This window comes from Suicoccus acidiformans, assembly GCF_003546865.1.
In the GTDB taxonomy this organism is placed as follows: domain Bacteria; phylum Bacillota; class Bacilli; order Lactobacillales; family Aerococcaceae; genus Suicoccus; species Suicoccus acidiformans.
In genome coordinates this window covers 1954550-1975068 of the sequence record NZ_CP023434.1, presented here as the reverse complement: position 1 = coordinate 1975068, position 20519 = coordinate 1954550, and the positions used below count along the sequence as shown (strand labels likewise).

Below are 20519 nucleotides of genomic sequence, written 5' to 3'. Positions count from 1 at the left end.
TACCCAATAAGAGTTTATTATCCTAAATAACGTAAATTAACTGGATCTGAGTTTTAAACGTGACGCAGATCCAGTTTTATTATACTGTCAAGGAGGCCAGGAAATTATTCATGATATGAACCATGATTGGCAAGCGAATGTCTCCAGACAAACGGTAGAAGACGGCAAATAGTATCCCCGATAAGCTGTAGAGAACAAATTCCAAGCCGATATAATCAACATGCATGAGACCAAAGATGACGCCGCTGATTAAGCAAGCTAAGATATGATCTTGCCGGGTATCTTTTTGGAAAAAGAGGGTCATCCATATTTTGCGGAAGATAAGTTCTTCAAGAACTGGGGCGACAATGATTGTGTCGACATACCACCATCCAAGAAAGGGGGTCGCCTGGAGAGCTTCTTCGAGGTAGGCTTGATTGGTCGTGGTGGATCTGCCCATTTGCCCATAAATCCATCCTTCTAAATTCGAATAGAGGCCGAAGATGACGACCATCACGAGTAAAATTAAGACCCACTGCTTATCCACCGGAAGCTTGCGGGACTGCCATGTGTTATCCATAGGGCCATGCCTGCACAAACTTGCCACCTTCACACTCCAAAGATAGAATAAGAGGAGCGCGAAGATTGAACTCAAGGCGAGGAGTTCCAGTTGCCATGGTTGAAGAATCTTATGGGAAACCTCAGCAATGACTGGGATAGAGTCAATCAAATTATATAAGATAAAAGAAGCCAGAAATAAGAGTATCCGAAAAGCCAAATGTTGCCCCCGCCGATTCATGATAGGCCCCCTTCTAATATTGATTTAAGTCGACATTATATATATTGACGTGATTGGCGGTAAGCACCTAACCAGAAAATACCCATAGCAAGGGAGATGAATAGAAGTACGTACCAAGCTGCGTCATAAGTTCCAGCCAAATCAGCAACTGTAGCAGCAAGCACTGAGCCTAAAGCCATACCCGTATTTAAGCCACTCTGCAAATAACCATAGGCCTGACTATAATCTCGCCCACTAAAGATGGCAGACGTAATCAGAGGACCCATCACCGTCCCTATGGCATTACCAAGGCCAAAGCAAATAGCCATGAGAATAGCGAAAGGATAGTTTCCAGACTGGGTCGCTAGGAAATAAGTCAACATACATAAGGCCGTCGAGTATTTGATCGAGGCCTGAATGCCAAAGCGGTCATTTATACTTCCTAAGAGCAATTTACCAATAATGCCAACACCCGAATAAATGGCCGTAATGTTTGCCGCTTTTTGGGCGTTATGTAGCAAAGTAATAGCCGGCGGGAATTGACCTAGGCCGCCATTATTAACGATACCTACGCAAACCGCGCCAATAATCAGCATGATAAAGAATGGTTTCGACAGTGCTTCTTTTACATGCAATTTCACCGTATAAGCTTCTTCTTCGCTTGCTGTTCCAGCCTGGGCATTCGCTTCCTGGCTACCTAAGGCAACTTGTCCTATATCCTCTGGCTTATCCTTGATGACGAAATACATTACAGGGCATACGATAATTATCATAATAGCAGCATAGATTAAATAAGTATGACGCCAGCCAAATTGGCCGATTAAGTATGTTAAGAGCTGGCTGAAGATAATACCGCCAATGCCTAAGCCAGAAGCGGCCAAGCTCATGGCCAGTCCTTTCTTTTCGACAAACCATGCATTTACTAGAATACCAATTGGAGCCATGTTTGTCATGACAAAACCAAGCCCTACCCCAAATGAGAGCAAGTAGAAAATATAAATATTGGGTGCAAGGCCGTAAGCGGCGAAGCATAGGGCATAAATTAAAGTCCCTAATGCATATTTGCGATTAATATTCCCCTTGAAATATAAGTTCGTAACTTTAGGTGAGAGGAGAATACCGACGCCTAAGACAATAAAGTTGTTAATGGCGAATTGGCTCGGCTCAATACCAAACTCATGGACTACCGGAGTTTGGAAGATATTAGCCACAGCAACAGATGCCGGCCCCGTAATCGCTAGGGCAATCACCGAAGCTAGGACGATACGCCAACCATAAAAATGTTCTTTCATACAAAACCTCTTTCTATTAATGAATATCAATAGTATAGCATGTTTTGTCAAATTCTAGGGATAATAACGTTATCAGCCTGCCAAATTGTTTTTAAATCGCTAGTAAAGAGTAGCTTTGCCAATTTTTCTAAGGGAAATTTAAGTTGAGAAGTCTTGACACGTCAAGCTAAGGTTGCTATAATTAGGACAATTTGAGAATCAGGGAGCTTTAAATCTGTCCAGAGAGGCAAGAAAGTCCACCGTTAAGCACACATCGCCAAGTTTTTGGTCGGTGTGTAACTTGGTGTGCTCAAGACTCAGGCAGATGATGCCTGGGTCTTTTTTTGAGGAGGGAAGAGATGGATAAATTATTTGTCGCTTTAGATTTCAAGCAAGAAGCTGAGATGTGGTCTTTTATGGATTATTTCAAGTCGCAACCGATTGCTGTTAAAGTAGGAATGTCTCAGTTTTATTTGTCTGGACCGGATTTGGTGAAGCGCTTAGCTGATGATGGTCACCGTGTATTTCTAGATTTGAAAAGCCATGATATTCCAAATACTGTCTACCTTGCGATGACGCAATTGAGCAAGTTGCCTGTCGATATCGTCACCATTCATACCTTAGGTGGCCAAGAAATGATGGAGGCAGCGATGGACGGCATTCAAACGGGGCCATATCAACCGAAAGTTCTGGGGATTACCCAACTTACCTCAACGAATCAAGCAACGCTTCATTCCTTAGGTATTGAATTGCCAATGGAAGCCTCAGTCCGTTCCTTAGCCCAATTAGCCCAAGCAAGTGGCCTAGACGGGGTTGTATCCTCCGTCCATGAAGTCACTGATATAAAGAAAGCTACCAGCTCTGACTTCCTTTGCCTAACCCCTGGTATTCGTATGGCTGGAAGCCAAGCAGACGATCAAAGCCGGACGGCTTCACCTTCTCAAGCACGGCAAGCAGGTGCTGATTATATTGTAGTAGGCCGCCCGATTACGCAAGCTGAAGATCCTATTAAAGCTTACAACCGTTATTTACAAGACTGGAGGAACTAAATATGACCAATAAAGCTAAAGATGTTGCTCATTTACTACTTGAACATGAAGCGGTTATTTTGAACCCGAATGAGCCTTTCACTTGGGCTAGTGGCATCCAAAGCCCGATTTACTGCGATAATCGCCAGCTCATCAGTGTCCCTTCGGCACGCCGGGAGGTAGCAGAAGCGCTAGCTACTTTAATTCGTACGCACTTTCCAGACGTTACAGTTGTGGCTGGAACCGCAACAGCTGGGATACCACACGCTGCTTGGGTGAGTGAAATCTTAGACTTGCCAATGATTTATATTCGTGGTGAAGCGAAAGACCATGGCCGCAAGACGCAAGTTGAAGGAAAATTAGCGAAAGAAGATAAAGTTGTAATTATTGAAGATCTAATCTCTACTGGTGGTAGCGTCTTAGATGCCGTAAAGGCTGTTCAAGATGATTGCCAAGTCCTTGGAGCAGTTGCAATCTTTACCTATGGCATGAGTCGGGCAGCAGCTAATTTCAAGGAAGCTGGCGTAGCCTACCATTGCGTCACCGATTTCCCTACGCTATTGGAAGTTGCTGCAGCAGAAGAACGCCTAAGTACCGAAGAAATTGAAGCAGTAGAGGCTTGGCATCAGGACTTTACGAAATAATTGAATAACGAACGAATAACTTTAAATAAAGAATTCCAGAGAGGATTCATTTAAGGAGGAGTTTATATGTCAACAGTAATTTCAGTGAAGCAGAATCGCAAACGGGCTGTATTGGGGAGCATTGTTGCATCAGGGTCGGATGATTTGAGCGTAATGTTCCTATCGTTCTCTATGTCGAGTATTATTTCGGAATTTGCTCTATCTGGTGCCGAAGCTGGAGCTATCGCAACAATCACTAATTTAGGAATGCTTGTAGGCGGACTTATCTTTGGTGTGATTGGCGACCGCTATCACCGTCTAACGATGTTGAAGTTGACCTTGTTGATATTCAGCCTGGCTACTGTCGGCATTAGCTTTGCCTCGTCAATTGAGATGATTTATTTACTGCGTTTCATCGCAGGTATCGGCGTGGGCGGTGAATATGGTATCGCTTTGAGTATTATGGCGAATATTGTTCCAGCAGACAGAATGGGGCGCATATCGTCTCTCAACGGGATTGCAGGACAAGCAGGCTCGATTTCCTCTGCTTTACTTGCCGGAGTATTTGTCAGCTCCCTCGGCTGGCGCGGCCTCTTCTTGTTTGGTTTACTTCCACTCGCGATTGTTTTTTACCTGCACTTTTTCGTTAAGGACGATCAAGCTTTCTATCCTGTTGCCAAAGAAGAAGTAATGGGCGAGAAACCAAGTATGAAGCACTTGTTCACGACCCGTGAGCAATCATATCAAACAGTTGTCTTGATGTTAATGTGTACAATTCAAATTGCCGGCTACTTTGGGATGATGAACTGGTTGCCAACCATCATGCAAGAGCAATTAGGCCTTTCAGTTTCCGATTCATCAGTCTGGATGATTAGTACCATTCTGGGTATGTCCTTAGGAATGTTATTTTTTGGCCGTTTCTTAGATAAATTTGGACCACGACTTATGTTTGCCATTTATCTACTAGCCTCGGCAGTATTTGTCTTCTTATTCAGCTTTGTCCAAAGCCAAGGGCAAATGCTTCTCGCTGGTGCGATGATGGGCTTCTTTGTTAATGGGATGTTTCCAGGATATGGCGCGATTGTAAGTCGTTTATACCCGAAAGAAGTACAAGCTATTGCCAATAATACAATCTTAAATGTAGGCCGGGCTGTTGGGGGCTTCTCTTCGGTAATTATTGGAAGTATTATGGAACATAGCGGCGTGTCAACGGTTATGCTGTTCCTAGCAAGTTTATACCTAGTAAGTTTCTGCTTAATGCTAACGCTGCCTAATTTGAAACGTGAATTTTATCAAGGGAAAATAGTCCATAATTAATAAGCCAAAAAACCGCTACATTCCTTAAGGTGTAGCAGTTTTATTTTGCCCAATATTCCATTTTCTTCGGCCATCATATAAGGAGCTAATGAAAGCATCGTCTGGTTTTTCTTCCCAAAGATTTCCTGAAGCAGGGGTTGGAGTCCAATTGATGGACTCACTTCGAAAAAAGTTTTGAGATAGCCACTCTGTAGTGTATATCTGGAATAGTCCTCTGCTGTTTCTTGATATTCTGGAAAGAGTTCATAGAATTTTTATTTGGGATCAACATCCCTGTTGCTAAATCCAACTTTCCAATAATTTTCTTATCAGAAGCTGCTCTTCCTTTTTTGTTCCGATAGATACGAAGCATTTAGTAGACATGTTTAGTTCTATTTTTCTAATTTTTATAAGTGAGAAGCTTTTCTGGGAATGGAACGAGGGATTTATTTGCCATAAAGAACCCCCCCTTGTAAACTTTCTGTTATAGTATACATATATGCAAATATAAAGCCCTAAAGCTTATAAAAATGGCTTTAAGGCTTTGGTGACAAGATAATTATCACATTATATACTATAAAAACATAAGAATTATAGGTTACAAAGACAAGGTGACTGCATTAACAGCCTCCCCATGCTACACAAATAGGCGTTGGTAAGCGCCAACTTACCAACGTCTAAGAATATCGTTTATATTACTCGATTACTTCTCTAGCTCGCCCTTGTAATCTGGAACACCTTTCTCCACATTCGTCACATCAAAGCCATGCTTCGTTAGAATTTCTGTAGCTTTCTTTGAGCCTTTACCATCGTGGCAAATAGCATAGTAGCTTTTATTCTTGTCGAGTTCGTCTAGATTATCCTCAATGTCATTCAATGGGAAATGTACGGCACCTGGCACATGGCCTTTATCATATAAATCTTTGGGCCTTACATCGAGAATATTTAAGTCACGATCACCTTCAACGAGCTGCTGGAATTCTTCAACGGTTACTTGTTTCATATTTATCACGCTCCTAAAGCAATTATAGCAAGCCCTTACAAAAAATACAGTAAAGTGCTCACCAAAGAAAAAATAGTGTGATAAAATGGCAATGCAGTTAGGATAAATCTAAGCAGAAGCTACTTAATTAAATGTAACGAGAGAGAAGGGGATAAGCATGCAGCAAACTCAATTGATTATGGATATTGATCCGGGTATCGATGATGCCTTAGCCTTGGCCTATGCCTGCAGCCATACTACGACAATTGATTTACTCGCAGTGACGTGCATCTATGGCAATGTACCTGTGCAACAAGCAGGACAGAATGCCTTAGCTTTATTGAAACTTTTAGATAGGGAAGAAGTGCCAGTTTATTTAGGTGAAGCTAATCCGATGCAGGCATTAGATTACGAAGTTAGTGTCGATGCTAAGCGTAAGCATGGGGCGAACGGGCTTGGTAATATTGACCTACCTACCTCGGATCGGCAAATTGAAGAAACAGCTGCGGTCGATTTCCTTCTTGAGGCAGCTAGGACTTATGGCAAGTCTTTAGCCATTCTGGCAGCTGGACCTTTAACGAATATCGCTGCTTGTCTGGAACGCGATCCAGCTTTTCTTAGTAGAATAGGCCATCTAGTAGTAATGGGGGGTGCATTTTTGATTGAGGGAAGCGTGACGTCTTTTGCTGAGACTAACACCAGTAAGGATCCCCAAGCGAGTCACCAAGTGGTCAGTCAAGGTGGCCCTATTAGTATTGTCGGTTTAGACGTGACGCTGCGAACTTTGTTGCCTGAATCCAAAGCTAGGCAATGGTTTAATTCTTCGGACCCCGTTCGTCAGAAGTTGGGGCAGATGGCCTGTCACTATATCGAAGCTTATCAAGCAGTCCAACCCCATACGATAGGTTGTCCGATTCATGATGCCCTAGCACTCCATGCAGTCCTAGCACCTGAAGATTTCAGCTTTCTTAAACTACCAGTAAAAGTTGAACAAACCGGTGTAGCACGTGGGCGGATGGTTGGAGATAAGCAAAGGCTAAGCGATTTCGCTTCCCATGTTCAAGTTGCTGTCAATCTAGATGTCACCACTTTTGAAAAGAGCTTCCTACAGGCTATAGAGTCCAGGAGGCTATAAGGCTATTATGGCAGATAACTATTCGTAAGAGAGAAAAACCTCAAGTCACTTTGCCTGAGGTTCTTTTATATTTCAATGCCGTAGTCTCTTAAGCTTTCGATTGTTCCTGGCCCAACACCTTTTAACTTCAGTAGTTTATTGGCGCCAGCTTGTTCGATTGCGTGGACGGTCGTTAAACCAGCTTCCTGGAGTGCTTCGCGGCCTTGCCAAGGGACCACTAATTCCAAATATTGCTCGAAAGGCATGGCATCAGGCCACGGTACTAGAAACTCATCTTCTTCCATATCTTCCATATCGTCCATCTCATCAATCATACTCTCAAAGTCTTCCATTAGAAAGTCTTTGACATAATCTAAGTAGATCTCTTCTTGCTCGGGTGTTCTTTCTGGGGCAAGATGTTGGTATTTGCTATACATCTTATCCAGCCAAACATTCGCATATGCCGCAGTGACAAGTACTGGGACGATATCACTAAAGCTCAAAGCTAAGGATTCAATGGAGCAGAGCTCTAAGACTTCTGGGGTAGATAAATAATGGATAAAACTAAAAGGCGGATCTTCATTATTAATAAAGACATCCAGATAAGGATTGCGTTGGATTAAGTCTTTGAAATACAGTTCTGCCGTCTCTTCTCTTCCAGTTAGGACAGCGAGAATCATGAGGGGTACGAGCATAAATTCTGAGAAGGGAATACCTGAGTGTTCCATTTCTAACTCGGCTAATTCATAAGCCTTATCCCATTGGTAGGTCAGTGTATATATAGCAACGAGCTTATAGCGTGCACCTAAGGCATCTGACTCATCCGCTTCATATAATTCTCGAAAATGCATCTCAGCTTCAGTCAGTTTCCCTATGTCCATCAGTGCCTGTGCCATGATAAATTTGAAGCGCAAGAAATTCTTTGAGGACTCATTCTCCCATCCTGGACGGTTCTTTCGGATCCAACGACGATTTGACTTTACGAACACTTCCATCGCTGGACCATTTAATAAATCCAAAGGGGAGTTATATAAATAAATATAAGCTTGGAAATTATAAGGATCCAACTGGATAGCTTCTTGAAGGAGTTTTATTCTTGCGAAGTGGTTTACTTCTTGGATAGCCTGTTGCATAAGTTGGATAGATTTTTCTGGTGATCTAGGCTCATGATTTGAGTCTCGATAATCATCAAAAGAAATAACATTATTATTTGCCATTGCATTCCCTCGCTTTCTTACTTGTATTATATACCAAAAAATTTAAAAATAAAGGGATTTTTAAGGGGAATGCTCATGAAAAATATAATCAATATTTCGAAAGATAAATATTTAAAAAAGGCAGTATTATAGAATCGGGGGAAATTGACCAGAATAAATTGCGGATTCACTCAGCAATATTATGCTAAGGATATTTAAGTGAAAATAAAATTCTGTAAAAGGGTTAATTATGCTATACTGAGAGAAAAGAAAAGAGGCGATATACGTGCGTATTGGAAGAGTGAAGCATACCATTAAGAAAGCAACCGATTGGTTAGAAATCATCATATCTATTATTATTGCGATTGGAGTAATTATTGGCTTAATTGACTTTGCCTTCTTCTTTGTGGAAATTTTCCAATCAAATATGGGACAAACCTATGACGTGTTCCAAGCATTTCTAGGTTACGCATTACTATTGATTGTCGGCATTGAGCTAATTCTCATGATTCTATATCATTCGACGTCGGCTATACTGGAGTTGGTGCTCTTTGTTATTGCACGGAAGATGTTGATTTACGCGGAGACTATGTCTGACTTGGTATTAGGGACTCTGGCGATGGCGATCGTATTCTTTATTATGCGTTATTTACTCACTGAGCGAGTTAATGACTTTGTTGCGCGTAAAGAGAATCATTTCGCAGGCGGCGATCATGTTCGTGATGTGATGACAGAAATGGGCATTGCCTTACCAACGAGTCAAGGGGAGACTTTGGCGGAGTTAATTGAAGACATCGCAGATAATACAGCCAGTGAAATTAAAGTTGGCGCTCAGTTTCAAGCGGGGCAATATTATATCTCAATTATATCCCTAACCCCAATGGGCCAAATCGATCAAGTCAAAATTACAAAAGCTGCTTAGATTAAAGATAATAGATCCGGTGCCTTATCCTATACGGATATCGTGCCGGGTCTTTAAATTAGGTGATGCATACTCAAAGTGTAAAAACATGTATAACACGGACCTGCCTTATATCATTATACAAACTATACTGACAATAATCTCGCCTAAAATGCAGTCCTATCAACGTTCAGTCATCATGATATTCATTGAGGCGCATAATTTGGGGAGTTTCGATTGAATGGCCAGTGCCCTTATTTCTATTAGAAACCAAAGGACTCATCTTCGGCTTGCCATACGGTTTGATAAGCTTGAGCTAGTTGCTGAGTATCTTGAATCAGATTCTGCAAGCGAAATTGGATGTCATCGCTAGCTAGGCCATCGCCCGCAAATTCGCGACCTTCAATGAAGACGTATTTAGGCACCACCACTGCCTTTAAATAATTGAGAATGGGTATGAGTTGTTGTTCAGCTACAAGGTAATGTCTCGGTGAACCTGCAGTTATCACAAGCCCGATGGTCTTGCGTTCTAGGGCATGTTCGGGGAGTAAGTCAAAGACATTCTTTAAGCTACCTGGGATGGAAGCTTGAAAGATAGGGCTACCGATGAAGATGATTTCACTGGCTAAGATAGCTGCAATGACTTTGGCGTTATCGTCACGCCAGTCCATTGGATGGCGTCCGTCACTGAAAGCCATGTCCAAGTCTTGCAAATTTAAATAAGTGAGTTCATCGTCTGGATTAAGTTGCAGTTCCAATTGAGCTTTTAAAGCTTCTGTGGCTTGTCTCGTCTTTTCACCATGCGTTGAACCGGATAGTATTAAGTAGTTCATAAGTTAGGTTAATCCTTTCTTGCTGTGTATTTCTTAACCTCGGGGACAATCTGCTCTCCGAGGATATCGATGGTACGTTTAATCTCATCCAAAGGTACCCCGCCGAAATCAATTTGCGCTGTATAACGCTGATGATTGTATAATTCGTGTTGGTAGAGTATTTTGTCGATGATGAGTTGTGGATCACCTACATTAATGATGCTGCGCATATCTTGGCCTTGAGCAAAGGCTCGTTTATTGAAACCTTGGCCATTGGTAAGCTTCATACTTTCATTGATGTGTGGGTAGTAAGCCCGATAAGCCTCCAGTGTATCTTCCCGGGCGTAAAGAAAACCAGAAGTAGACACGGGAATGTGCTTACTGTCGTAGCCATTCGCTTCAGCCATGTCACGAAATAGTTGAATGCGGTGGCCGTAGACTTCCGCTGCTCCACCCAGATGCGCTTGGTAAATCGGTACGCCCATGGTGCCTGCCTTAGCAGCAGATTCCATCGAACCGCCCAATGCACGCCAAATGGGCAAGCCGCCGGTATCGTTTTCGGGACGAGGCAGGACTTCCGCCTTATGAAGTGGCGCGCGAAACTTGCCTTCCCAAGTGACGCGTTCATTCTCATTGATTTCTAAAAGCAAAGCAAATTTCTCTTCGAAAAGCGCTTCGTAATCAGCTAAGTTATAGCCCAATAATTCGAAAAGCCCCACGCGAGAAGCTCGACCAGCCACGATTTCCATCCGTCCCTTTGAGAGTAAATCAATGGTTGCGGCATCTTCAAAGACCCGTACCGGGTCAGAAGTTGAGATAATTGTAGCTCCGGAGCTGAGTTTAATACGGTGGGTTGCCTGTGCGATAGCCGCCAGAATGGTCATATGGGCTTGAGCTAGGAAATGCTTCTGATGTGATTCACCTAGTTGGAAGATGTCTAAGCCAGCTTCTTCAGCATAAACCGCCATTTCGACAATTTCTTGGATCCGTTGACTCGCAGGGATTCGCTTACCCGTGTGCGGGTTCGGGAGCCATTCGCCCAGAGAATAAATGCCGATTTCTAAGCCTTTGCTGGGATCAAAGTGGGGCAGAACATGTGGATTAACGTGTGACACGATAGGACCTCCTAGTTATTTCGAATTCTAGGTAATCATAACACAAGTCCATCTTCCTTCAATAAATCTGCTTAAAACCCATCAAAAAAAGCGCAGCCTTCAAGCTGCGCTCCTGGTTAATTCGTATAGTAACCTCGATCTAGGTTGTTCTCTGCAAGTATAGCTAAGTGGACTTGGTAGCGGTAGTGGTGAGTCCAAGGTATGGTCCAAATCAGTGGTACCAAGAAGCAAAGGGCACTCAGGATATTGATGAGGGTTATTTTGAGTTCGGTTGTTAATAGTTTCATGCGATACTGGCCTCCTACGGACCAGGCTAGACGGACGATGTCACCTGCTGGAATCGTTTCATCTTGGTCAATTGCCGCAAGGACTTCAGTCAATTTCAATGGCAAGAGTAGATATAAGGCAACGAAAGGCAAGATTATTGCGATAAAAAAGCCGAACAGACCAAATATCACTATCAGCATTGGCATGAGTATGACAACCGAGATGATGATGAGTAATTCTACAAAGTTATTCAACAGAATAGCTCCGAAATCCCTTAGGAAAGGCGTATGTCGAAATTCTTCGCCTAAATTGGGACGATGTCCATCCCGATACAATTTCATTGGAATACGATTGGCAAAGCCAATCAAACTGGTCATCACAAGCCAAACAAGAAAGGCAAGAATTGTAGTACTAAAGACGATAAGACCTTGCTTATCTCCTTGCTCGGCTACGTTTAGGGCAACTTGATATTCCCCGCTGAGGAAGAAAAGCGGTAGTAAAGCAAGCCACCAATCAAATTTCGAGTAGTGCGTCCGAAAGCGTTCGATTGACTCCCTAAAGCCTAATTGTTCCACCCGGTTCATGATAAAACCTCCTTCATGTCATATTTTTATCTGCATTCATTTTAATAGATATATGAGTAAAACACATCAGACTTTAGACTTATATTAATAACTTTGATGGATAACGTATTCGGAAGGCTTGTTTAACAGGCTTTTTTTTAAGTCTATTGCAAAAACCAAAAAAACTCGTACTTGAACGACCGTTCAAATACGAGTGAAGTCAAATGAGGTGAAATGAAAGTTACGCAGATGTCTGTTTAAGTTATTGAGTTATTAAGCCTCGGTCTCGTCGTCTTTAGCATTCCTATCGTTTAAAGATAAGCGAGAGGATGCTGGGTCGTTGAAGCCTAAGAAAGCGCCCGGACCATGGCTGAAAATTGTTCTAAAGCGTTCATTGAATTGTTGATGCATGGTGTTAAATTGTTCCATTAAAGCGTTGTACTCTGCTTCATTCTCTTCATTTACATCCACCCAGCCCGTGTCTTGGCCATTAATATTCATCCGCATTTTGCGTGTGATTTGGGGTGTGCCCGTGCTAGTCTCTGCTACAGGACGGCCTGACGCTGTTTGGACGGTGAAGTTCGTAACATCATCTTGACCTAAGTCTTGAATATCGGCTCTAAATTCAGCGCCCTTATCCTTTAAGTAAGACAATTTATCTTGATCAGATAGGTTCGCATATTCAATGAATTCAGTTTCGTTCAAATGTGCAATGAGTTGACCTTGGCCAAATTTATCGCTATTAACATCAGCTGTGACTGTATATTTTCTCATAAATATCCGCTCCTTATTGTATTTAATTAATACGTAAGCTCTTTTAACTTACATATATAGTATACACCAATAGTCAAAGATAGTCAAGGTTAATGAGTGTCAAATTTCATAAAAAGCCGGCATTTTGCCAGCTTTATTTACCAGTGTGATTTAAGACGTAATTGCGGTCGAAGGTAATGTGTAAGGAATAAGGAAAGCCAAGGCGCTGGTTGAGCTGTTCGTAAAGCTTGTTAAGTAACTGCTCATCAGACCAAGCAATATCATCAGGCACCACCACATCGAAATGGATGGCTTTCACGTCATTGGCCTGCTCTTGAATGCGAAAATCATGAAAGTGAAAGTCCGAGCGAAGTTGCTTCAAACTATCTTTGACCAATTTGTAAATATGATTTTGTTCTGCATCATTAATCACAATCGGATCTAAATGAGCTACCAGCTGAATGTCGAAATCTTCTTCAATACGGGCCTCAATCTCATCAATAACTTGATGGGCATCTAACAAGGATTTGCGCGAATCAATCTCAATATCCACCGTTGCGAAAAATTGCTGCGGTCCGTATTGATGCAAATGCAAGTCATGATAATCAATGATTGAATCGAAGGTATCCAAGACGTCTTGAATGTCGGAAACTAAGTCTGGGTCAGGCCGAGTTCCGACAATATCATTCGCTGATGCGATAATAGAGCCGAAGCCATTATAAATAATAATCAAGGCGACGATAGCACCAATATACCCATCAATATGCAAGCCCGTGGCTAATTCAGCGAAATAGGACACAATAATGACTAAATTCGCTAGTAAATCGGAGATACTGTCTTTAATTAAAGCGTCAAATACTTTGGACGGTGTGTCTAATTGACGGTTGCGATAAGTATAGTAAAGCCCCAAGCCGCCTTTAATAAGCATCGAGAGGAAGAGTAGGGCAATAACGAGCTTTGAAGCGACCACTTCGGTAGGGTTAAGAATCTTCTCAACAGAAGTAATCAGAAATTCAAAGCCAACAATGAGAATAATTACCGCAGTTAAAAGCCCGCTAATATACTCAGTCCGTTGATGTCCGTAAGGATGATTGCGATCAGCTGGCTTACTAGCATAATAGAAACCAAGCATAGCAAGAATCGCTGAAGTACTATCGCCTATACTATTCATCGCATCGGCCATAATCGCCACACTGTTGGCCAAATAGCCTGCAAATAATTTAATGCCTACAAGCATTAAATTGACGACCAATCCAATAACGCTTGTTTGTATACCAATTTTAGAACGGCTAGGTTCTTGCTCTGAAGCTGCCATTAAATCACCACACTCCATTTCATACGATGTCCCCATTGTAACACGGGATATATTGATCAACAAACAAAAAAAACGAGCAGTTTTTGCTAAGATGTGTTAGGATTAAAGTGATTAAACGTTATGTAGTTTCAGGATAGAAATACAACCAAGGAGGTAGCTATGCAAGCATTAATTGACCGCATTAAACAAGAAGGAAAGGTATTTCCGGGCAATATCATCAAAGTAGATAGTTTTATTAATCACCAGGTAGATCCTGAACTGATGTTGGCGATGGGTAAAGACTTCCATGCAAAGTATCAAGATCAAGCTATTGAGAAAATTCTGACCATTGAGACCTCAGGTATTGCTGTGGCCGTAACCACAGCTTTGCAATTTCAAGTGCCAATGGTTTTTGCGAAGAAATCAGAAGCAGCGAGCATGGATAAGAACCAGTATCAAGCCAAAGTTTATTCATATACCCGAGGCAAAACCTTTGAGATTCGGGTAGCCAAAGACTATCTGAAAGCAGGCGAGCGTGTATTAATTATCGATGACTTTCTAGCCAATGGCGAAGCCTTGAGCGGTCTGATTAGTTTATGTGAGCAAGCCGGGGCAGAAGTTGCCGGCATTGGCATTGCCATTGAGAAAACTTTCCAACCAGGCGGCGAGAAGATTCGCCAAGCAGGCTATCCAATCTACTCACAAGCACGAATTAAAGCTTTCGAAGGAGACACGATTCTCTTTGAAGAAAACTAAAGCATATACACCAAAGAACTGGCCAAATAAACGTTGGCTAGTTCTTTTTAGTTTATTAATACTAGAATTGGTTTCTAGTATTAATAAACTTAATTCGACGATTATATCTGTCAGGAATGGTGCCTTCCTCAGCTTTAGCAACCGAAAGTAGGGTGATTTGCCAGAGGTGGGTAGAATTTGACAGTATTTTGTAGAGAATGTTGTAGGATTGGCGGTGAATTAATACTAGGCTTGCTTTCTAGTATTAATAAGCTAGCCTACCCAGCAGTGATGACTGCCACTCTTTACCAGCGTTAGGAATCTCTAGGAATGTGCCAAGCTTTTGCGGACGAAATGATGCGCCCGTTCTTGAATGATATATGTGGCATTAGCTTGGTAGATGCTGCCTTCAATGATGGAGCCGTGGGCTTGGGCAGTGGGTAAGCTGCCATAAATGGGCGAGATGATTTGACCGTTCTGGCTGTTAATGATAATACCGCCGAATGGATGGCTGGCGATTAGACTGTCTGCTAGCAATTGTTGGATGAGTGGGTCATTAGCTTCGTGAGGATTATTGGATAGGCCGATGCCATTGATGAGATAGTCTACTTTCAGACTTTGGTTGTTATTATTAGACTTTAGCAAAAAGCCGCCTTCATCGCTGGCAGGCGCAACGTCAGTGAGCCCACCCATGATGTCCAATACGCCGGATTCTTTGCCTTCTAAGAGGGCTGTGACGGATGCTAGCGGAATTTTAGAACGGGTTAAATCCAAAGTGCGATGATATTTCTTCCAGAAAGTGGATTGATCTGAGCGCGTCATGTAAGCCCAATTCGTATTCAATAGGCGGGTAATGTACATGGCGAGCAGTTCTGCTCGGGCCACTCTAGCCGGATTTTCTAAGGAAACGGCCAAAGCTTCCCAGCCTGGCAGGAGGCGTTCCTGGCGGTAAATTGGGAAATAGACAGCTTGGCAGCGGAACTCCTCTTCAATTAAGGCATCCAAAGCTTCAAAAGGCAACACACCTTGGTTTTCCTCGCGTATTTCCCGCAGCCGCTCAAAGGTTAGTACTTGGATAGGCAAGCTTGCAAGTTGTTCAACATCCGCAACCGGTAGATTCCCATGTCGTGAAGCGAGCCATATTTTGCGAGGGGTTAATTGCTTGAGGGCGACTTTGGCAATATCAATGGCGGTTAAATTTGTGCCGAGGATGCCGATAGTCTGATCGGCGGGAATATGGCTTAAGGATGTTTGGAGCGGGTAGGGTGTGTGAATGTAATGAGCCTGGCCTTGCAAGTTATAAGGGTCGGCCATTGTATCCAGACCAGTACAAAGATGGATATGGTCATAGGGGAGCGTTTCGCTATTAATCAGCCACTGCTGGCGATCCGGTAGATAAGTCAAGGATTGAACTTTCTCAGGAATGATCGTGGCGTTTAAATCAGCGGCAGTTTGCTTCGTAAAGTAATTTAAATACTCCCCAAAAAGCCCCCGGCTAGTATAAGCCTCCTCAAGCCCCTTCGTTTCTTTAAGCCAGGTCGCATAATGTCCCCTTTGTTCATAGTCGTAAGCGACGGTCTCCGCACGCGTATTTAGGAGCACTTCAGGTGCGTCCTTGAGATAGGCTAGGCCCCGGCCCCAGGAACGGCTTTCATCGTAACAAGCCAGGTGTAAAGGTAAGTCCGGTCGACGCTTGCTTTCTTTGGCATAAGCTTCCAAGACAGCACTGCCGGCAATGCCCATGCCAATAATTGCGACGCGTTTCGTTTGCTTCATATATAGTGCCCTCCTTCATAACTAAGTTAAGTTAAGCTTACCTTAACTTCTTCTTTCGGTAAAGGCATCTTATGCAATTCATAGACCTGGTGTGTGCCAGCGATATGTGTATAAAGTGTGACTTTGTAATAGAATTTGTGTCATAAATCTACGCTAAAATCATTAAATGAGACGTTTTTCGGTAGAATGCTGACTTTCCCCCCTTTGCCCGCTGTTGGGGCGTATAATAGGTGCATTAGTTGAACAGGAGGAAAGATAATGAAAGATATGGGCGCTTGTCCTTATGTGTGTGTGGCAATTCTAGGTTTATCCCTGCAACCAGTGAGGGCGGAGGCGTCATAAGGAACGTATCCTTATCATAACTTTACCGACGAAGCGGCTCTTCAGCAATTTATGGAGCAAATGGAGGCAGCAGGGGTCTCTAAGGATACGACGGCTGCGCTTAAGACTTATATTGAGCGCTATAACGAGGAGAACACAGGGCATGAGCCAGTGGTCAGCGAGTGGACTGAAGCGAAGATAGGGGAGGATCCGGTTGAATTCTTAACCTTTGTTTCCCAAGAGGAATTTGAACAAAAGTAAATGCGTTTTACAGATGATTTAAATTGTCGCCGGGCTGCTTTTTGGCTGTTGCGAGAATTATTCACTTATCCAGCAGCATTGGCTCAAAAGGGCTTACCGGCACATCCTGAGTTTACGATGTTAAAGGCGAGTCATCCGGCGTTAACACAAGGGGATGAGCAGTTGTATAGCCTTCTTTTCGGTGATCAAACGGAAGGCAAGAGCTCAGCTGACTTGCCGAAGATGTGGCAGGCGGAAGGAGTTAGATTCCCTGAGCCATTGAAGCTAGTCTCTGCCTGTCAAGATGTAGAAGGGGCATTGATTCATTTGCATGCAGCCTTGGCCTATGAAGCAGATGGGAAGGTATATTTATTTGAGAAGATTGATCCAACCTTGCTTTATCGCTTAAGTGAGTTTAATTCTTGGCAGGATTTAGCCAATCATTGGAAAGGCAATCGCTTCAAAGAATTTGGTGACTTTGTCAAGATACTTGTAAATGACCAAGATATTGCCCAGTTAGATGCATAATTAAAGCCCGCCCAAGAGCAAAAAAACTTTCGGTTGCGGGCTTTTCGTGTATAATAGCAAAGATGAAAGAAAGAGGTGGTTCTGGATGCAGAAACTCGGGCTATATATTCATATCCCATTCTGCGCGAAGCGGTGTAATTATTGTGCCTTTCTAACTTTTGCGGAGAATGATCAGATGATTGAAGGGTATGTGGAGCATCTGATTAAGGAAATAGCGCTGTATCAGACAGATGCCTATGAGGTGGATACAATCTATATTGGCGGGGGCACCCCTTCGCATATTCCGGCTGAGCAGATGGCGAAAGTTCTCGAAGCGGTAAAGCAGTACTTTCTAGTTTCCGAAACGTGCGAAGTGACAATTGAAATGAATCCAGAATCAGTCACTTTAGAGAAGTTGGCAGCCTACCAGGCTATGGGTATTAATCGCTATTCCATGGGGGTGCAGTCCTTTAACGATGAAGTTCTGGCAATTATGGGACGGGTACATAATCGGGCAAAAGCCCTCGACAAAATTCGTCTCTTACACGAAGCGAGTATTGATAATTTCAGTATCGACTTGATGTTTGCGAATCCTAAGCAGGATGTATCGGTATTGACCGAAGATATTGAGACACTCTTGCGTATGCAGGTGCCGCACGTATCGGTTTACTCACTGATGTTTGAACCGCATACGAATTTTACGAAGTGGCTTCGAGAAGGACAAATTAGTCAAGTGGATGATGAGACCGACCGGCAAATGTATCACTTGATTCAAGAGCGTCTTATTGCCGATGGTTTGGAGCAGTATGAAATTTCAAATTTCGCCCGCCCAGGGAAAGCTTGTCGGCATAATTTGAAATATTGGCGCCTCGAGGACTACCTAGGTTTAGGGCTGGGTGCATCTTCTAATATCGGCTTAGAGCGCTTTACGAATTACCAGAATTTCTTAACCTACTATGAAGCGATTGACCGGGGTGAGCGACCTGTTGAAACCTTGGAAACCATGCCTCTGGAAGAGCGCGAGAAAGAATTTATCATGCTCAATACCCGATTAATTCAAGGGTTCTCTATTAAAGAGATGAATCAGCGTTTCGGTATTGATTTTCTGGAGAAGTATCAAGCACCCATTGCGAAACATCTCGCAACAGGTTTAGTGGAAATCCAAGGTGACCGCTTTAAGTTTACGCCCTACGGTTTAGATGTGGGGAATCAATTTTACGTGGATATTTTCTAGAGGCGCTCGGCTGAGGGCTTCTTTTTTTGTTTCAAATTCGAAGCATATCTATCGGTAAATGCTGGCGCTTGTGATATGCTATGGGGGCAAAAAGGAGATGATACCATGAATATAGAGACTGTAACGCAAGCATCCACTGCCATTGAAACCAGTGCCGTTCAACTCAATGCGATGAACCCTGAGAAATTAGCAAATTTCTACCAGGTAAATATGGGGATGACCTTATTAGAACAGCGTGATGATGCCTTTGTTTTAGGGACAGCGACTGGCCGAGTGCTTTTGGAGCTTTATCAGGCAGATTCCTATAAAGAGGCCAATAAAGCAGGTCTCTACCACTTTGCTTTATTGTTACCAAGTCGGGCAGATTTAGGGGCGATTCTGCGCTATCTATTGGAAAGAGGTGTGGAATTAACCGGTGCCTCGGATCATGGATACAGTGAAGCTTTATATTTAGATGATCCTGAAGGCAATGGTATTGAAATATATGCCGACAAAGATCGTAGCGTGTGGGACATTCAGGATAATGGCTTAATCGCTGGTGTGGTTGAGCCGATGGACGCCGAAGGTGTCTTGGCGAGTGCCCAAGATGCTTTTGCCGACTTACCTGAAGGGACAGTTATGGGGCATATACACTTACATGTAGGCGACTTAGCCCAAACGCTGGCTTTTTATCATGAAATTCTTGGTCTTGGCTTGAAGTATGTAATGGGCCAGCAAGCGCTTTTTATGGCGACTGGTGCATCTCATCACCATTTAGGCGCGAACTTATGGAATGGCGTAGATATTAAAGCCGGTGCCGAAGGGAGTCAAGGGCTTCGGGCAAGTATTTGGCAAGCGAACGCAGAGGACTTCGCAAGAATTAAGGCGAGGTTAGACGAAGAGGGCTATGCATATCAAGAAGAGCCTAAGCAAATCGCCCTGGTGGATCCCGCTGGGACCCGGCTTTTAATCCAAGTCGCGTAACTTTGATACTCAAGACTTTGCAGCTACCAGACGTTGTAATTGTTAAGACACAATTGAATCTTAAAGTAATGGAGCTATTTTAGAGGAGATTAAGTGTTTATTTCTGTAATCAAGATTTAAAACGTAAACTCTCCAACCATAATGCCAGATTAGGTTCTGCAAGCAATGTAGTCATACAGCATAAAGATAGGGACGGGTGCCGTGATACCCGTCCCTATCTTTATTAAGATCTGTGAAGTTAGCTGATAAATGTCTAGTCTGCTATGCTTTGAACAAGCAGTATCTATTGTAGAAATAAGTCTTGAACAGTGATGTTTGAGGAAATCATGTCGTTGGCAAACATGAAGTCCGCAGTTTTCTGAAGACCTTGAATCTTATCATCGGTTATTTCTGTTGAGAAATCATACATAGCATACATGTCGTCGTAAGCCGCTTCAGTTAAGGAAAGTTCTTTCATGACGATAGATTTTACTTTTTCTGGATCTTCAGCCATCATCTCTTGGATGGTCACTTGGGCTTTGTTAAATTGCTCAATGACGTCAGGGTGCTCATCGACAAATTGCTGCGTGGTTGCAACACAAGTGATGGCTCCAATAAGACCTTCACCATCTGTGATTTGATGTTTCCCATCTTGAATAGCTTGGTAGCCAGCGGGGCCGCCGAGAAGGGCAACGTCGATAGAGCCGGCCTCTAATGCTGCTGCGGCATCTGGAGTGGGCATATTCATAAAGTTAACGTCTTCAAAGGTAATATCTGCTGCTTTATTGTGCC

General features: G+C 43.1%; 21 protein-coding genes. 10 read left to right on the top strand and 11 right to left on the bottom strand.

Annotated features, from left to right (window positions below; all coding sequences use genetic code 11):
• Positions 1-79: 79 nt before the first annotated feature.
• A complete protein-coding gene (locus CL176_RS09270; protein ID WP_118991060.1) occupies positions 80-778 on the bottom strand; it encodes a CPBP family intramembrane glutamic endopeptidase in 699 nt (232 codons plus the stop codon).
• Between the two features lie 35 nt (positions 779-813).
• Entirely contained in the window at positions 814-2049 is a 1236-nt protein-coding gene (locus CL176_RS09265; RefSeq protein WP_118991059.1) for an MFS transporter, read from the bottom strand.
• A gap of 338 nt (positions 2050-2387) precedes the next feature.
• Between CL176_RS09265 and pyrF the strand changes: the two genes are divergently transcribed.
• The 3 genes from pyrF to CL176_RS09250 all read left to right on the top strand — a co-directional run bounded on the left by pyrF (position 2388) and on the right by CL176_RS09250 (position 4996).
• On the top strand, positions 2388-3077 hold the full coding sequence (pyrF, locus tag CL176_RS09260) for an orotidine-5'-phosphate decarboxylase (RefSeq protein WP_118991058.1): 690 nt from the start codon (positions 2388-2390) through the stop codon (positions 3075-3077).
• 2 nt (positions 3078-3079) lie between these two features.
• The gene (gene pyrE / locus CL176_RS09255; RefSeq protein WP_118991057.1) at positions 3080-3700 is read left to right on the top strand and encodes an orotate phosphoribosyltransferase; all 621 of its coding nucleotides are present in this window, start codon (positions 3080-3082) and stop codon (positions 3698-3700) included.
• 66 nt (positions 3701-3766) lie between these two features.
• Positions 3767-4996: an MFS transporter gene (locus CL176_RS09250; RefSeq protein WP_118991056.1), complete on the top strand. Its 1230-nt coding sequence runs from the start codon at positions 3767-3769 to the stop codon at positions 4994-4996.
• Between the two features lie 682 nt (positions 4997-5678).
• Here the strand turns inward: CL176_RS09250 and CL176_RS09245 are convergent.
• On the bottom strand, positions 5679-5978 hold the full coding sequence (locus CL176_RS09245) for a rhodanese-like domain-containing protein (RefSeq protein WP_118991055.1): 300 nt from the start codon (positions 5976-5978) through the stop codon (positions 5679-5681).
• A 157-nt stretch (positions 5979-6135) separates the two neighbouring features.
• Here CL176_RS09245 and CL176_RS09240 point away from each other — a divergent pair, with 157 nt between their 5' ends.
• Positions 6136-7092: a nucleoside hydrolase gene (locus tag CL176_RS09240; protein WP_118991054.1), complete on the top strand. Its 957-nt coding sequence runs from the start codon at positions 6136-6138 to the stop codon at positions 7090-7092.
• A gap of 65 nt (positions 7093-7157) precedes the next feature.
• Here the strand turns inward: CL176_RS09240 and CL176_RS09235 are convergent, their stop codons facing one another.
• Positions 7158-8288, bottom strand: coding sequence for a tetratricopeptide repeat protein (locus CL176_RS09235; RefSeq protein WP_118991053.1), 1131 nt, complete (start codon positions 8286-8288; stop codon positions 7158-7160).
• 265 nt (positions 8289-8553) lie between these two features.
• On the opposite strand from CL176_RS09235, the gene CL176_RS12505 reads away from it, so the two are divergent.
• Positions 8554-9189, top strand: coding sequence for a hypothetical protein (locus tag CL176_RS12505; protein WP_205528108.1), 636 nt, complete (start codon positions 8554-8556; stop codon positions 9187-9189).
• A 242-nt stretch (positions 9190-9431) separates the two neighbouring features.
• Here the strand turns inward: CL176_RS12505 and CL176_RS09225 are convergent, their stop codons facing one another.
• The 5 genes from CL176_RS09225 to CL176_RS09205 all read right to left on the bottom strand — a co-directional run bounded on the left by CL176_RS09225 (position 9432) and on the right by CL176_RS09205 (position 13993).
• Positions 9432-10001, bottom strand: a complete 570-nt coding sequence (locus CL176_RS09225; protein ID WP_118991052.1) for an NADPH-dependent FMN reductase — start codon at positions 9999-10001, stop codon at positions 9432-9434.
• A gap of 8 nt (positions 10002-10009) precedes the next feature.
• Positions 10010-11095 carry an LLM class flavin-dependent oxidoreductase gene (locus CL176_RS09220; RefSeq protein ID WP_118991051.1) on the bottom strand — a complete coding sequence of 362 codons (1086 nt, stop codon included), beginning with the start codon at positions 11093-11095 and terminating at the stop codon, positions 10010-10012.
• Positions 11096-11211: 116 nt separating this feature from the next.
• A complete protein-coding gene (locus tag CL176_RS09215; RefSeq protein WP_118991050.1) occupies positions 11212-11946 on the bottom strand; it encodes a hypothetical protein in 735 nt (244 codons plus the stop codon).
• 252 nt (positions 11947-12198) lie between these two features.
• On the bottom strand, positions 12199-12699 hold the full coding sequence (locus CL176_RS09210) for a hypothetical protein (RefSeq protein WP_118991049.1): 501 nt from the start codon (positions 12697-12699) through the stop codon (positions 12199-12201).
• Between the two features lie 133 nt (positions 12700-12832).
• The gene (locus CL176_RS09205) at positions 12833-13993 is read right to left on the bottom strand and encodes a cation diffusion facilitator family transporter (protein ID WP_162890931.1); all 1161 of its coding nucleotides are present in this window, start codon (positions 13991-13993) and stop codon (positions 12833-12835) included.
• 159 nt (positions 13994-14152) lie between these two features.
• Here CL176_RS09205 and CL176_RS09200 point away from each other — a divergent pair, with 159 nt between their 5' ends.
• Entirely contained in the window at positions 14153-14728 is a 576-nt protein-coding gene (locus CL176_RS09200; protein ID WP_118991047.1) for a xanthine phosphoribosyltransferase, read from the top strand.
• A 303-nt stretch (positions 14729-15031) separates the two neighbouring features.
• On the opposite strand, the gene CL176_RS09195 is transcribed toward CL176_RS09200, so the two are convergent.
• Positions 15032-16483, bottom strand: coding sequence for an FAD/NAD(P)-binding protein (locus tag CL176_RS09195; protein ID WP_118991046.1), 1452 nt, complete (start codon positions 16481-16483; stop codon positions 15032-15034).
• A gap of 393 nt (positions 16484-16876) precedes the next feature.
• On the opposite strand from CL176_RS09195, the gene CL176_RS09190 reads away from it, so the two are divergent.
• The 4 genes from CL176_RS09190 (at position 16877) to CL176_RS09175 (ending at position 19748) form a co-directional block, all read left to right on the top strand.
• Complete coding sequence (locus CL176_RS09190; RefSeq protein ID WP_162890930.1) at positions 16877-17065, top strand: hypothetical protein; 189 nt, start codon at positions 16877-16879, stop codon at positions 17063-17065.
• On the top strand, positions 17066-17572 hold the full coding sequence (locus tag CL176_RS09185; protein WP_118991044.1) for a DUF4300 family protein: 507 nt from the start codon (positions 17066-17068) through the stop codon (positions 17570-17572).
• Between the two features lie 85 nt (positions 17573-17657).
• Positions 17658-18785: a radical SAM family heme chaperone HemW gene (gene hemW, locus CL176_RS09180; protein WP_118991043.1), complete on the top strand. Its 1128-nt coding sequence runs from the start codon at positions 17658-17660 to the stop codon at positions 18783-18785.
• 105 nt (positions 18786-18890) lie between these two features.
• Positions 18891-19748 carry a VOC family protein gene (locus CL176_RS09175; RefSeq protein WP_162890929.1) on the top strand — a complete coding sequence of 286 codons (858 nt, stop codon included), beginning with the start codon at positions 18891-18893 and terminating at the stop codon, positions 19746-19748.
• 283 nt (positions 19749-20031) lie between these two features.
• On the opposite strand, the gene CL176_RS09170 is transcribed toward CL176_RS09175, so the two are convergent.
• Entirely contained in the window at positions 20032-20499 is a 468-nt protein-coding gene (locus tag CL176_RS09170) for an ABC transporter substrate-binding protein (protein WP_276102285.1), read from the bottom strand.
• Between the last annotated feature and the right edge of the window lie 20 nt (positions 20500-20519).